Here is a 16,081-nt window from a genome sequence, read left to right on the forward strand (position 1 = left end):
TCTTATTTCTAGTATATAACTATAATAGAATGCAACTGTATCACTTAAGATAAAAATGAAAGTTTAAGGTAATAATTTTTTAATCGGACGATGATTTCTTTCTTGATTGAATTATTTGATTTTTTATTCAATTCATTTTATTATATAAACATGACTAAAAGATGTTTTTAGTCGGATTTTTTACGGAAAACCGACTGATATTCGATTTTAGTCGGTTTCTATACTATTTGAGAGAAGGTAGACACTATGTGTGGAATTGCAGGGTGGATAGACTGGTCTAAAGACCTGTCTAATGAACAAGAAACGTTAAAAAAAATGACAGATGCTATCATTCACCGAGGGCCTGATGCAGAGGGGCATTGGTTTTCAAAACGAGCGGCATTAGGTCATCGACGTCTCATCGTCATTGATCCTGAGGGTGGCCTTCAACCTATGCTGTATAAAGATGGAAATGATACGATTGGCCTTACGTTCAATGGAGAAATTTATAACTATCAAGAATTACGTAAAGAACTTGAGGAGAAAGGTCATGAATTTCAGACCAAGTCGGATACAGAGGTATTACTACACGCTTACTTAGAATGGCAAGAAGATTGTGTTCAACACTTAAATGGGATTTTTGCTTTTGGTATTTGGGATGAAAGATTTGGGAAATTGATGCTCGGTCGTGACCATCTAGGCGTGAAGCCTTTATTTTTCACTCAAAGGGGAAGCGCAATTCTCTTTGGTTCAGAGTTAAAAGTTTTACTTTCGCATCCATTTGTAGATGCTGAGGTAGATAAAGAAGGACTTTCTGAAATATTTTGTCTTGGACCAACACGTACTCCTGGTCATGCTATTTTCAAGGATATACATGAAGTGCGTGCTGGGCATTACATGACGTTTACCTCTAATGGCTCGACTACGACACAGTATTGGAAACTTGAAAGTAAAGAACATGTAGATGATATTGATACAACAGTTGAGACAATCCGTTCCATTTTACAAGATACGGTAAAACGTCAGTTAATTGCTGATAAACCAGTGGTATCTATGCTTTCTGGAGGTTTAGATTCCAGTGGTTTAACAGGTTTAGCAGGAAACGAATTTGGGAATAAAGGGGAACGTCTTCATACATATTCCCTGAATTTCATCAATGATGAAAAAGACTTTGAGCAAGACTTCCTTCGTTTTGATCGTGATGAACCTTGGGTGAAACGTGTGGCTGAATATGTAGGAACAAAGCATCATTCTATAGAGTTAGGATCAGATAGTTTAATAGAGCATTTATTAACTCCAATGCGAGCACGTGATCTACCTGGAGTTGGAGAATTAGAAACGTCTCTTTATTTGTTATTTAAGGAAATGAAAAAAGATGCAACAGTTGCACTTTCAGGCGAATCCGCAGATGAGGTATTCTCAGGATATCCATGGTTCCATCAAGAGAAGTTTCTAGATGCAGAGATATTCCCTTGGAGTGTTAATTTATGGTATAGTACAGAAATTTTATCAGAGGATTTTAAAGCGAAGATTAGCCCTGAAAAATATCAAAAACAAAAATTTGAAGATGCAGTTGCTGAGGTTCCCTTTTTAGAAGGTGAAAGTGATCTGCAAATGAAGCAACGTCAAATGTCTTACATGTTTATTACACGTTTCTTGCCATTTATGCTAGAACGAAAAGATCGCACAAGTATGATGAATGGCTTTGAAGTACGAGTTCCATTTTGCGATTACCGGCTTGTAGAATACCTATGGAATGTCCCATTCGAAATGAAAAGCATAGACAATATTGAAAAAGGTATTTTACGTAGAGCTTTTGAAAATGTACTTCCAGAGGATGTACGTTATCGCAAAAAAAGTGCATATCCAAGCACTAAGGATGCCTCTTATCTACAAGGTATTAGTGATTGGATGTTACATGTGTTGAACAATCCTGAATCACCTATTTTGCCATTAATTAATGTAGAAAGAGTTCGTGCTATTGCAGAAGGAAAAGACGAAGTAATTTCAGGTAATGATGCAAGAGGTATAATAGATTATTTACTTCAAGTTAATAGTTGGCTAGAGGAATATAATATTAAATTAATATGGTAGATGTAATTTTCAAATAAAGAGAATAGCTGAAACATCAATGACCTAAGTGAACCGCACCTCCAATGTATTAGATAGTTATCTAATAATTGGAGATGTGGTTTTATTATTTTGATTTGCAATAACCCTAATCAGTTAGTTAATTAGAATCAAATAAGAAACATAGAAATAGGGGTAATAATATGAATTGGAGGTTCCTTCCTGAGAATAGGGAGTCTCTTTAATCTCGCTACCGATAATTAAATAATATGTTAATTAGATTTGATTATTGTATGCATCGCCTTTTCTTCAATAAATATTAAGTGATAAACTTCATATATAGTATATAAGGTGATTATCTCATGGGTTATTTGTAAATATTAGATGGGGAGTATTTGACACATACATAACCTAAAGATTTAGATGAAATTAATATAGATAAGTATTTACTACGATTGCCTTCCTATTTTTCTTAGAATTTTTTTAGTGAATCAAAATTTAAATTGCGTATACATCTTTTGTACTAGTAGACCTAAGTCTAAAAGTATGTACAATTACACCATTTGACTAATGGGTAAACTTCACAAACTGATATATACTAGTATTGTGTCTTGCCTTTTTAGGTGTAGTACACAGCCGGTGATTGGCTAGTGGATGTTCTTCCATTTTGCCAGTGCCGGTTTTTTGTTGGATAATAGAGAAAATGAAGTTTTTATAAGGAAAGAAGGGGTTGTTTTGAAAGATGTAAATTCTATCTTTATGAGAGAAAAGATTGCTAGTTTTTATCTTTATTTTATTTCTTTTCTTGGTTTGGTTACTATAACTATATCTTTACTTGAAATTAAAATCCCTTCTCATCTAACAATACTAATATTGTTGTTACTTTTTATGGGGATTGCAGAGTATTTTCCTGTAAGATTTTGGAGAGGAACTAGTTCGCTTACCTTTCCGATAATTTACGCTATGAGTTGGCAGTTTGGAATCCATATAACTATTGTTGCTATTGTACTTGTGACGCTAATTATTCACCTGCATCGTCGTTCACCGATACAAAGAATGTTATTTAATAGTACTCAACATGCACTTAGTTTGATCTTTGCCAAATGGTTTTCAGACAAATGTATGTCCTTAATAATTAATAAGATAGGTATGTCAGTTCTGTATGAGAATTTAATATCTTTGTTATTATTTTGCATGTTTTTTTGTTTTTTCAACAATCGCTTTTACGATTTGTTAATGATACTTCTTCCGCAGCCATATTCAATTTATCAATGGTATAAAAAAACTATTACGGTATTTCTTTGCGAAACTTTTGGTTTCTCTTATGCGGCACTGATGCATGTACTAATTAGTACATATAGTGTGGAAGTAAACGAAGTTACAGTGCTGTTTTTCTTTTTTCCACTTGTAGCAACTTCCGTTATTAGTTCTTTTTCTGTACGGATAAGGATGGAGAAAGAACGATTATATGAGTTATTTCTTATTACGACCGAAATTAGTCGAGGATTAACTGGAGGAAACTTGAAGCATATTAAACAAGCACTTAAAGGTTTTTTTGGCATACAAGCATATGTAATATGGACAAAAGATGATGGAAACTGGAATATTCTATTAAAAGATGGGAAAGTTCGCCCTGATATTTCTGATCATTTAGAAAATTACGATGCGTTTGAGGGACTTTCTAAAAATCTTGTATTTAATGATTGGAAAATTGGTACGGCTCCTGGAGATGAAATATTTGAAAGTGTCATACGCTCACTTGTATATTTTCCTCTTATTGTTAATGATGAACTAGTCGGAATGTTTGTTGCAGGGAAAAGTAGAAATGCGGGCTTCTTTCCAGAAGATGTACAGTCGTTAGCTACATTTTCTAACCAATTAGCTAACGTAGTTAAAACAAGGATATTAATTTCTGAACAGGAAAAAAGAATGATTTTAGAAGAAAGAAATAGAATTGCTCGAGAAATTCACGATGGTATTGCGCAAACATTAGCCGGGGTGATATTCCAACTAGAATCCGCGCAGAAAAAATACCGTGATAAACCAAAAGATATGCAGCAAGTAGTAGAGAAAAGCATAAAAGATTTAAGAGGAAGCCTAGGAGAAGTTCGCTATTCTATTTATGCTTTAAAACCATATCCGACACAACAATTGGGACTTAAGCAGGCGATAGCAAGTAAAATAAAATCTTTAAGACAAGAATATGAACTAGACATTACATATCATGAAAGAGGTCATGCACGTGCGCTTAGTTTTTCAAAAGAAAGAGTTATATTTGATACATTACAAGAGAGTTTGCAAAACATTGTAAAACATGCACAGGCAAAAAAGGCTGATGTTTTACTCAGCTATCAAAGTGAACACGTGCTTTTAAGGGTTAAGGATAACGGAGTTGGCTTTTCACTATTTGAGTCTATGGTTAAAACGAAGAATGAGCCACATTATGGTATATTACATATGAATGAACAAGCTGACCAATTAGGGGCTACTTTACAGATTGATAGTTCTGTAGGAAAAGGGACAGAAATTACACTGTTAATTCCAGATTCACAAACAAGGGGTGCGTAAAATGATTAAAATATTAGTAGTAGATGATCATGCTTTTTTACGGGATGCAATTCGGAGCATACTAGAGGATGAATCTGATATGAAAGTGGTTGGAGAAGCTAGCTCTGGGGATGGAGTATTGGGAAAAGTAGAAGAATGCCGACCAGATTGTATTTTGATGGATATTAATCTTCCAGAGAAAAATGGGATTGAAGCTACAGAGTTAGTGAAAAAAAAATATCCGAGTTGCCGTGTACTTGTGTTTACAATGTATGAACATGACGAGTATTTAATGGATGCACTCCAGGCCGGTGCTGATGGTTATTTATTGAAGGATTCATCATCAGATCAGGTAGTAGCAGCAATTCGAATGTTATATCGAGGCGATTCAGTCATTCATCCGCGTATGACTAAAAAATTAATTACATATCATCAGCAAAAAATGAAAGTAGAATCAAATGAAAATGAACTGACGGAACGTGAAAAGGAAATTCTCTTTGAACTAGTAAAAGGACTTAGTAATAAAGAAATTGCTGAAGTTTTATATATTAGTGATAAAACAGTTAAAATTCACATCAATAAAATTTTTAAAAAGCTAAATGTGAAAAGTCGATCGCAAGCAGTGATTTATGCAGTCCGAAATCAATTAGTTCCGCTAGATTAAATAAGAAATCTATCAAAGAACTATCGTGTCGCTTTATTCTGTATTACAAAGAATAAAGGACAAGGTAGTTCTTTTGTACTATGTAGGCATAGAATCCTTAGAGAAAAGATACTCCTTTTGTTTGATTTTCAGAATAATCAAAATGTGAAATAATAAAAATAGAATTACATTTTAATCTTGTTAATAATTCATTTTGTGAAAATCTTTTGTTGGAAATAAATGACGGAGGGCTCTTATAGAAAGAGTAAAGTGAGTGGTTAGCTATGTGAGGTATGGGGATGGTAGTAGTGTTGGAAATCTTTCATGATACAAAAGATTAAGATTAATAGAGTTTCCAATGCTACATGGGAATTTAAGAATCAATTTGTTTCAAAAAATAATATTAATAATGGGGAGATGTAATATGAAACGAGGGAAATTTGGAAAGATTCTTATTGGAACGTTAACAGTTGGAATGTTATTGTCTCAAGGAATTCCATATAACGTATTAGCGGAAGAGGTAAATACATCTACTTTAACTGGAATTGATGATGCAAATGCTATCTTAAAAGGTCTTACAAAGGAACAACGTAATGCCTTAAAAACGTTAGATACAAAACCAGGTTTTGTTATTTCGCCAGGTATCAATACAACAAGTCCTAATAATGTGAATGTGATTATAGAATTTAAGCAAGCGCCTAGCAAAATAGAGGTATTAAAACAAGCGGCTAAAGGGAAAAAATTAGCTCTTTCAAATGCGGAACAAAAGGTAGAGGCATCACATAAAGGATTTAAAGCAGAGCTTGAGCAGCTTCAAAAGAATAAAGAGAAAGGGACAAATGTAAAATCTGCAAAAATAACAAGAGAATATAAGAATGCTTTTAATGGTGTAGCGATTTCTTTACCAGCAAATATGATCGAAGACTTAGTTCGTACCGGTATCGTTAAGCGCGTATGGGAAGATCATGAGGTTAAAATTGATTTGCCGAAAGAAACAACTAAGACTGTTGTTGAACCGAAAATGGCGGATAGTGTACCGCAAATTGGTGTGGACAAGCTGCATGATGAAAAAATAACAGGGAAAGGAATTAAGGTAGGTGTACTGGACACAGGTATTGATTACAACCACCCGGATTTGAAAGATGCATATAAAGGATATCGTGCAAAACAAGGTGAAGATCCAAGTAAAATAGATCCGAACTCCATAAAAGGATGGGACTTTGTTAATAATGATGCTGATCCAATGGAGACAACGTATAAGGATTGGCAAAATTCTGGAGGATATCCAGAGATTTATGAGGGGAGTGCATATTATACATCCCATGGTACGCATGTAGCTGGGACAATTGCTGCAGACAAACAGAATAGTGTGGATTATGCAGTGAAGGGTGTTGCTCCAGATGTAGATTTATATTCATATCGCGTATTGGGCCCATATGGAAGTGGACAAACAAGCGGTATTCTTGCTGCGATTGATAAAGCAGTGAAAGACAATATGGATGTTATCAATTTATCACTAGGTGCGTCTATTAATGATCCTTTATATCCTACTTCTGTCGCAGTGAACAATGCGATGTTAGCTGGTGTTGTTACAGTTGTAGCAGCAGGTAATAGTGGTCCGGAAGAAGGTACCATTGGATCACCTAGTGCAGCGGCACTTCCGATTACAGTTGGAGCCAGTAACGCTGCAATGAAAATCCCAACGTTTTCCGTCGATGCAGGTGATTTACATGTGGATAAGATGATGCTACTTGGAAAAAGCTTTACTGATAAGATTGAAGATTTGAAAGGTCAATCCGTATCAGTTGTATATGCAGGGCTCGGGAAATCAGATGATTTTACAGGAAAAGATGTAAAAGGAAAATTAGCTCTTATCCAACGCGGTGAGATTACATTTGATGAGAAAATTAAGCATGCTAAGGAAGCAGGCGCAAAGGCGGTAATCGTATATAACAATGTAGATGGTGAAATTACAAGTTATCTTGGGGAAAGTACTGCATCTATTCCATCGTTCCGCTTAACAAAAGTAGATGGTGAGAAATTACAAGCAAAAGCTGTACAAGGAGATGTGTCGTTAGCGTTTGGGGAACTAAGTAATATAAAAACAGAGGGAGATCACTTAGCTGATTTCAGCTCCCGTGGTCCTGCAACTAAGACAGATGATATTAAGCCAGATATTGTAGCACCAGGTGTGTCTATTTTCTCAACTGTTCCTGAATATATTAATGATCCAAAAGATGGAGAAAATTATTCGATAGCGTATGGACGTATGTCAGGTACCTCTATGGCAACTCCTCATACTACAGGGGTAGCGGCACTCATTTTACAAGAACATCCAAATTATAGTCCATTTGAAGTAAAAGAAGCACTCATGAATACCGCAGTTGACTTAAAAGAAGAGCGTTCTGTATTTGAGGTGGGCTCAGGACGAATTGATGCATACCGTGCAGTTCATGCAGATACATCAATCGAGGTTGTTGATAAAACATCAAACGTTGTAGATGATGAAGAAGTAGAAATTGAAGAAAAAACAGGTTCTATTGCATTTGGGTATAAAAATCAAATTGAAAATGGGCCTATTAAAGATAGTCGAAAAGTTTTAATTAAGAACAGCAGTAAAACAGATGGGAAAGAGTTTAAATTAGAGGTGAAATTTTCACCTACAAGTGTAGGTGTGCAAGATGCAGCGAAGAATGGTGTGAAGCTAAACGTACCAGATTCTATTAAAGTAGCTCCTGGTGCATCAGAGGAAATTAGCCCTGAAATTACCATTCCAGAAAACGCTGAATTTGGTAGATATGAGGGCTATATTCATATTTCAAATAAAAACAATGAAAAAGAAGTATATCAAGTACCATTTGCAGTTAAATTCACAGAAAAAGGGATTGCGTCTGTAGATTTACTGAGAGATGCAATGGCAACAGATGCTTCTAAATTCCATCCATTTATGGAAAGACCAAGTTCGCCGTTGACATTTAAATTAAATAGTCCTCTCGAAACCATTGATGCAATTGTAAAGGACCGAACGACAGGGAAGGCATTAGGAGTCGTTGGTACACTTAATGCAAGTAGTCTAACACCGAATGTTGAATATATGATGTTTTCTGGTATGGGAGGGTATGTACTTCCATTCACAGGAGATCCAGCTCATCCAATTGCGGATAAACCTGTTATGTTGCTTGATGGAGATTACGAATTGAACTTCGTTGGATATGATAAAGAAGGAAAATCTTATACAAAAGGCGATAGCATTATCATTGATAATGTAATACCTGAAATGAAATTTAAGGATGTACAACCTGGTATACACGAAGTCAATGATTCTATGTTTAAAGAAGAAGACGGCCAGCGTGCATTATGGGTGCATGGTAATATTTATGATTCTACAGTAGATGCATTAAAGGCAAAAGGCTTGCAATATGATCAAAAAGCGAATCAAATTGTATATTATCAAAACTCAGCCTTCCCATCAGGATGGTTGAATACAATTCAAGCAAATGGTGATTTTAAATTTGGAGTACTTCCAGAGGAAATAAATGAGCCGTTAAATTTAAAATTATTTGGATATGATCTTGCAACTGCCGGGAATATGGCAACTGGATATAAAGATTACGTCTTTGTAAAAGAAGGGACAGAATACGCTGTTCCAAGTTATGACAAAGATAAAATCAAATTAGGAGAGAAAATTACATTAACTTTGAATCTTAATAATGTAAAACAGCTTATGTCAGGTACATTTGAAATTCCTTATTACAAGCAGCTATTTAAATTTACAGATGTGAAACCAAATCCAGCACTTACGGAATATGTAGAACAACATGGATTGAACCTTAAATTAGAAGATCCGAAGATAAGTGAAGCAGGAGCTTGGGAAAACAAGGTGAAAGTTGGCGCATCATTGGAGGGAAAAGAATTTAAAGGATTGGATGGAGATAAACCATTTTTAGATGTTACATTCGAGATGACGAACGATGAATACTTTAATGATTTGACTGCATTTGGAGTAGATAAGTTCTCTTATACAAAAGTTGGTGCATCAGAAGGCATTGAGATTCCTGCGTTTAAAGATAAATCTTTTGCTATTGTTTCGAAACATTCAACGGTTACAGGATATATTGGCCCAGAAGCTTTCTTGAATGAAGAGGGGTATTTAGGTAAGAAAGACTATACAAAACTAGGAGCAAAAGTGTACGCAGTTGGCAAGGATGGAAAGAAATATACAGGAACGATTGGTGATAACGGACAATTTGAAATTCATAGTGTTCCAGTAAGCGATAAGGAATATGATATTTTCGTAGAAATGCCAGGTCATTTAAATAGTAAATTAACAACAAAAATAGGGAAAATGCAGGATGGAGAATTAGTGGGACAAAACTTTAGAGCTGACATGGATGATAACCTTGCAGGTGATGTAAACGGCGATAAAATGGTAGATATTCAAGATGCTAGAATAGCAGCTTTATCGTATGGAAAAGGAAAAGTATCTGTAAAAGATGGAGATATAAATCAAGATGGTGTTGTAGATGAAACGGATGTTCGTTTAATTGAGAAAAACTTCTTGAAAAAGGGCCCAGATGCTAAAGGAAACGAGAAACCGAAAGAAAATGTAGGGCCAGTGACGTTAGAGAAAATTTTACGCTCTATCGGTTTAGAACCAAAAAAATAAGTGGACAAACTTCTAGAGTAAATAAAGGCATCAGACAATGGATATTAAATGAAATGGATTGGTTAACAAATGACCGGTAATGATTTACGGTAACATTACCGGTCATTTTAAGAGTCATAGTCGTTTGGGTACATGAAGTAACTAGTTTAAAGTAAGTTCGCTTTCATTATGGGACAAGGAAGTTGCTTAATTATTATTGTTGTTTGTGGGATGGAAATAAGGTTTGTAGTTTAAACTTTAACAATAGGGGGACTTGTGAAATGGGTATGAAGAAAAAACTTGGTATGGGTGTTGTAACTGCAGTGCTTGGTTTATCCTTAATTGGCGGGGGAACATATGCATATTTTAGTGATAAGGAAGTATCACAAAACACGTTTGCAGCGGGTACTTTAGACTTGAGTGTGAATCCAGAAGTTGTTATTAATGTCGACAATCTGAAACCAGGTGATGAAATGGAACGTGGTTTTCAATTAGTAAACAAAGGAACCTTAGCAATAGGAGATGTGAAACTCCTGACAGATTACAGTGTAATCGATGCGAAAGGGGATAATGGAAATGCTGATTTTGGTGATCATATCCGTGTTGATTTCTTGTGGAACTTGGATAAAAATGAGGTTCCAATTTGGTCTACTACATTATCTGAATTAAAGGTAGCTACGCAAAATGGAAATATTCCTAATCTTGTAAAGAACGGTATTGTAGATCGAGAAGGAAATGGACTTGCTCCAGGTGATGATGATACATTTTATGTAATGTTTACATTCGTAGATAACGGTGAAGAACAAAATGTATTTCAAGGAGATGCGTTGAAATTAAATTGGACTTTTAACTCCATGCAAGCAAGCGGTGAAGAAAAGTAAGTGTAATAATTTGTATACTATATGTGTGAGACATATAGTATACAAATGAAGGCGTTTATCCTCAATGGTAAAACTCCTTATAAAAATATGGGTGAAAAACTTGATGATGATTTCCCTTTTAAAACACATCGTAAACATATTTTGCGATGTGTTTTGTTGTAAGTTGGAGAGTACAGAAATATTAAATGATTATCCAGCTTTTGAGATACTTTGAGGGAATTTAGCACCTTACGCTAGCTTAGCAGCTTTCCTGTCCCCTTTATCCCCAAGAAGACGTAATCCAGTTATGATGAGCATACATCCTCATACGCGAAATTGAAAGTAACAACTAGTGCATGCTCACAAAACTTTTCATCCTATGGCAGAGAAGTTCTAGAAAATCAAGAACACCCTGCAGAGAATAAGCTGAGGGACTTACTGGCTCATGTAAAAGAGAAGTATATGAAAGTGAAGGGCTAAATTTTAAAATTCTAAAAAGGGTGAATGGATGATGTTAGGGATAGGGTTGATTGTATTAAGTATTTTACTTGTCAGCATTGTATTTTTACCATGATGCTTTATTCCAAGTGAGACAGAAAACATGTAGTATTTTTATTCGTAATCATCCAAAAAAGAAAGAGGGATATTTGTTACAATCACGGCATTGTAGAAGAAATAGAATAAAAGAGGAAAATATATACTGTTACAAATTAATATTCCATGTGCTTTTTGAACATACATTACTTATCTTTAATGTATATATTGAATATATAAATATATTGTGTTATGATGTGAATTAGAAACTCGCGTGTTTCAAATACAACATTTTTATCTTTTTGATGACCTCTTATCTTTCCGTAAGAGGTCCTTTTTTTATCCCTCCGTATTGTATAGCCGCTAAAATACTATGAAAAGATACTAGAGACTACTACACTGTGATATCCTCTAGTATTTTTTCTTTATCTATATTATCTATTGTTAGGTAAACGACGAATTAGTACTTTTTGTATAATTTTCACAAAATAACTTTGAATCATTATTTATTTCAATATAAAGTAATGAAAGGACATATTTGACTATCGTCTTTAATTTTTCCGACAGCAAGCAAAGTTAGCATGTTTAATGCATAATCAGACGCCTGTAAATGAGCATTACTATTTAAATTTTTACCAGAGAGTAATTTAGTTAATTAGTAGAAAAAGGAAGGGGCCTATTTGGCTCCTTCCTTTTTCTCATACATACATAACGCTTGTTGACAACTTATGAAATAATAGCATTCATCGCTATTAAAATATAACATTAAAAGCAATTAATTAGATATGTAATTTTGCATATATTGTACTATTTCATGAATAGGAACAAAACTATTTATTCCTTTCTGTATGGAGACAAATAGATTTAGGTTTACTTAGGGTAAGAAGACCTGATCATTGATTGCTGGTTAAACCATATTTCTACGTATTTGAAACAAATTATTTCACTGAATTGTATGTTAAAGAGAGTGCGGGATTTATGAAATGTAGATTATTCCTTGATTTCTTACTCGTGATTTTACTTGGACATCGGAAAAGAAGTTACGTTATATACGATTTCAAAAGGGGATATTATTCAGTGCATCCAAAGATGCACTCCGTTTCCTGTTTCCTATCCTACTAAATTACCATTCCAAGCAAATTTCTTCTCTTTCAAACAATTCATCCATTGAATAAAGATAATTCGGCCATACGTATCGGAGGACATGAAACTTTCTTAATACCATTTGGAATATATTTCAATATACTTCCGATACTATAACAGATCGAAAATTTCTTTATTGGAGGTATATAATGGCATATCCATTTCGTAACTTAGTATTTGAAGGTGGCGGGGTAAAGGGAAGCGCTTATATAGGTGCCATCCGTGCACTAAATGAAGAAGGGATTTTACCAGAAATACAACGATTTGGAGGGACTTCAGCAGGAGCGATTACTGCATTACTTTTAGGTCTTTCCATTCCATTCGCAGATCTTGTAAAAATCCACAAAGACATGAATTTCAAAGCGTTTAAAGATGATGATTTTTCGATTGTACAAGATAACATTCGTTTGTTTTTTGATGGTTTTGGTATCTATAAAGGGGATTTCTTCACTGAGTGGGTAGGAAAGATCGTTGAAAAGTGGACAGGGAGTAAGGACACAACTTTTCAGCAGTTGTATGACAAAACAGGAAAAGACGTGTTTTTCCAAGGAACGAACGTTTCTACACACCAGCTTCGTACGTTTTCTCGCGAAACGACACCTGATGTCCCGTTAGTAGTTGCTGTGCGGATTTCGATGTCCATCCCATTCTTTTTTAAATCTGTGGAATGGGATAAAGATTATTATGTAGACGGAGGTGTACTCGATAACTACCCAATTCGTTTATTTGATCGGAAAAGTTTTGTGAATAAAGAAGAACACTTCACGACCACAGATACGATTGACGAGGTTAATAAACTGATAAGCAATATAGAGGATCATTCTACACTAAGAAGCTTACACACGAAATACAATGCATCTTTCTTTGATCCTACAGATGAAATTGTCTACAACAAAGAAACACTTGGTTTCCGTTTAGAATCTCAGGCGGAGGTTGCCATGTTAAAACATATCGCAACCTCAACAGAACATCATATTGGCCATTCTCTTATTCATTTTGCATGGAATTTGTCTCAAACCATGATCAAAGGTCATGAGAGCGGAAAAACCACCAAAGAAGATGCTGCCCGCACTGTATTTATTAATACATTCTTTACGTCGTCGTTTAATTTTGATATCACAGAAGAAGAAAAGAAAACACTCATGAATTCAGGTTATACTTCTACTAAAGACTATCTACATCAGTTTAATACGTCTGAAGTAAAATTGTTTAATCGACCATAAAGCCGAGTGCAATGCACTTGGCTTTTTTTTATCGTCCTGTAAATTCTTTTTTTAGTAGCTAATAAAAATTTAGATAGACTATGCATAGAACAAGAGAGAGGAGATAACAGAAAGTAATAAATATAAGTTTTGATGACTTCTTATTTTGTAAAACTAGGGTGTAGAAAGGGTGAAACAGGTGGAAGAAAAACGAATTATGATTTATACAATTTTTCGGCTAACACAGTACAAAAGAGAAGCCTAAAACGGTGGATAGGAATGTATCAAAAAATGAATAGAGTAGCAAGGCGGATTTATTGTGAAAGTAGGGATTTTCCTTTTCTTTCTACTGATAATAAAGCGTTATGTAGACTGGGAATGTATAAGGTATTCATTGCTATTCCTTCAAAATGCTGATGTTACATCATATTAAAATAACCTCTAATTTAAGTATTGAAATTCTCTAAATCTCGATGTATTATATTCTTGTATTTTCTCACTTTGCTAAGCCTAGAAAACATCATCACTTCTGAAAGAACTCGAACTCCAGCGGGTTCTTTGAATTTACTTGAACTTATTTTTGAATCATTGTATTATATTTCCGAGTCTTACTCATATAAATCATTATCAGGAGAATCTGCAAATTTGCAGGTTCTTTTTTATTTTATTGAAAGTAAAATTTTAGCCAGTCGTTTATTTTCATATTGTTGGTTTTTATACGTGTTTGGTAAAAATCAATGAGTTGCAAAAAAATACTATGCTGAAATCTAGTTCGGTATAGCAATGTGCATATAAAAGATCCCACTTTGCTATATCCCCTAAAAAGAGTCATAAAAATCTATATTTTTTTAATTCAGTTGCATACTACAAAACTTCTTTTAAAAGAAATGTATGTACATACACATTATATTTTGTTCCATAACTCTCTAACTTTCGTTCACGATAGTCTGTTAAGTACAGGATTATTGGCGGGTGGTGCAATAGGTGCAGAAGATGTGAAAACAAATGAAAAAGTACAAGTTGCTGTTGCAGGTAAAGAGGGAAATGTAACGTATAAAGAAATTGATAAAGCAGAATCTCCATTGTTATTTGGAATGTATCCTTTATGTTAAGATCCTAATAAGAAGTTAGTTTTTTTTGATAATTAATATTTATACAAAATGTATAATTAATATACTAAAACGTTTTTAAATTTTATAATGTATTCCTTTTCATATGAATGAATTATTTATTGCAACAGGTTTCCCGTTCAAAATAAGATGTTCAAACAAAAGACAATATAAGTATCTTTATAATGATTTTTCAATATAATCAATGTGTTTATGAAAGGAACTCTGTGTTATTTTTGCTTTTTTACTAACTAATACAGCTTCAAACAAAGGACACAATTGCTACATACTAAGTGTAATTTATTACCTATTCAAAATTCTGTCTATTCAATCTTTCTAAAAATAAAAAAAGATTAAACTTATAAATATACAAGTTATAATGAGGGCGTCGAGACACAATTTATTACCTCTAGAGAAAATATCAAACCTCGTTTTGGATTAAAAATTCTAAAGAACTTGCCAGTAATTTTTTAAAATTGGACATACTGATATGATTACTATACGGAGGATAGCGGATTAGAAGGGAAGTTTATTCAACTCAATAAAGAAAGCGTTATCAAATGAAACTTGTTTTGAATCGATCATTCTAATAACTTAGATTCAACTACAGCTAAAAATAATAAATTATGGGGGTGCTTATATGAACATGAATGTAGCATCTATTAAAGAAAAAAAGATTGTTAAATACAAAAGTTGTTTTGATGTGATTGGGCCCATAATGATAGGCCCTTCAAGTTCACATACTGCAGGTGCTTTGGCTATTGGAACAGTTGCTAATAAATTATTTCAAGGTCTTCCTAAAAAAGTTGTGGTAAAGTATTATGAATCATTTGCTGAAACCCATAAAGGTCACGGAACTGATTTTGCAATTATTGCTGGTATATTAGGCTTAGCTGCTGATGACAGCAAAGTGCCAGATGCTATTAAAATAGCAGAGTCTAAGGGAATTGACATTACCTTTATTGAACAATTGGGTAATAGTCCTGCTGGTCATCCAAATACGGCAGATGTATATGCAGAGGATGAAAGTCGAAGTATTAGAGTAATGGGTATTTCGGTCGGTGGTGGGTTGATTGAAGTCAAAAATGTTGAAATTGATGGATTTAGCTTAAATCTGCAGGGGCCATTGCCAGTTGTTATTGCGATTTCAGAAAGAGCTGACTTTGAATTTGTTTTACGCAGGATCTTTAAACAATATGATGTGGAAATTAACAACTTTCATAGTTTGGAAGATAAAACAAAATATTTATATGCATTCGCTTTGGATTCGATATTGCCAGGTAATGCTCAGAAGGAATTAGGAGATTTAAGCAATATAGCTAATCTTATTATTCTTTAGTCACATTAAG

At 34.2% G+C, this 16,081-nt stretch carries 8 protein-coding genes; all 8 read left to right on the top strand.

The genetic code is table 11. From position 1 onward, the window contains the following. The first annotated feature begins 246 nt into the window (after positions 1-246). The 8 genes from asnB to DN407_RS11830 all read left to right on the top strand — a co-directional run bounded on the left by asnB (position 247) and on the right by DN407_RS11830 (position 16,071). Positions 247-2,073 carry an asparagine synthase (glutamine-hydrolyzing) gene (asnB, locus tag DN407_RS11785; RefSeq protein ID WP_149216268.1) on the top strand — a complete coding sequence of 609 codons (1,827 nt, stop codon included), beginning with the start codon at positions 247-249 and terminating at the stop codon, positions 2,071-2,073. Positions 2,074-2,784: 711 nt separating this feature from the next. Further along, complete coding sequence (locus tag DN407_RS11790; protein ID WP_033667522.1) at positions 2,785-4,617, top strand: GAF domain-containing sensor histidine kinase; 1,833 nt, start codon at positions 2,785-2,787, stop codon at positions 4,615-4,617. Position 4,618: 1 nt separating this feature from the next. Further along, entirely contained in the window at positions 4,619-5,260 is a 642-nt protein-coding gene (locus tag DN407_RS11795; RefSeq protein ID WP_000590674.1) for a response regulator, read from the top strand. A 403-nt stretch (positions 5,261-5,663) separates the two neighbouring features. Next, the gene (locus DN407_RS11800; RefSeq protein ID WP_149216269.1) at positions 5,664-9,905 is read left to right on the top strand and encodes a S8 family serine peptidase; all 4,242 of its coding nucleotides are present in this window, start codon (positions 5,664-5,666) and stop codon (positions 9,903-9,905) included. Between the two features lie 260 nt (positions 9,906-10,165). Next, positions 10,166-10,765, top strand: coding sequence for a TasA family protein (locus DN407_RS11805; protein WP_000525504.1), 600 nt, complete (start codon positions 10,166-10,168; stop codon positions 10,763-10,765). 1,805 nt (positions 10,766-12,570) lie between these two features. Continuing rightward, positions 12,571-13,644: a patatin-like phospholipase family protein gene (locus DN407_RS11815; protein ID WP_000331137.1), complete on the top strand. Its 1,074-nt coding sequence runs from the start codon at positions 12,571-12,573 to the stop codon at positions 13,642-13,644. 866 nt (positions 13,645-14,510) lie between these two features. Continuing rightward, positions 14,511-14,735 (top strand): hypothetical protein, encoded by a 225-nt coding sequence (locus DN407_RS11825; RefSeq protein ID WP_170953980.1) that lies wholly within the window; start codon positions 14,511-14,513, stop codon positions 14,733-14,735. Positions 14,736-15,372: 637 nt separating this feature from the next. After that, on the top strand, positions 15,373-16,071 hold the full coding sequence (locus DN407_RS11830; protein ID WP_001056999.1) for a serine dehydratase beta chain: 699 nt from the start codon (positions 15,373-15,375) through the stop codon (positions 16,069-16,071). Positions 16,072-16,081: the final 10 nt, after the last annotated feature.

The sequence above is a fragment of the Bacillus sp. JAS24-2 genome, from assembly GCF_008274905.1.
Taxonomy (GTDB): domain Bacteria; phylum Bacillota; class Bacilli; order Bacillales; family Bacillaceae_G; genus Bacillus_A; species Bacillus_A cereus.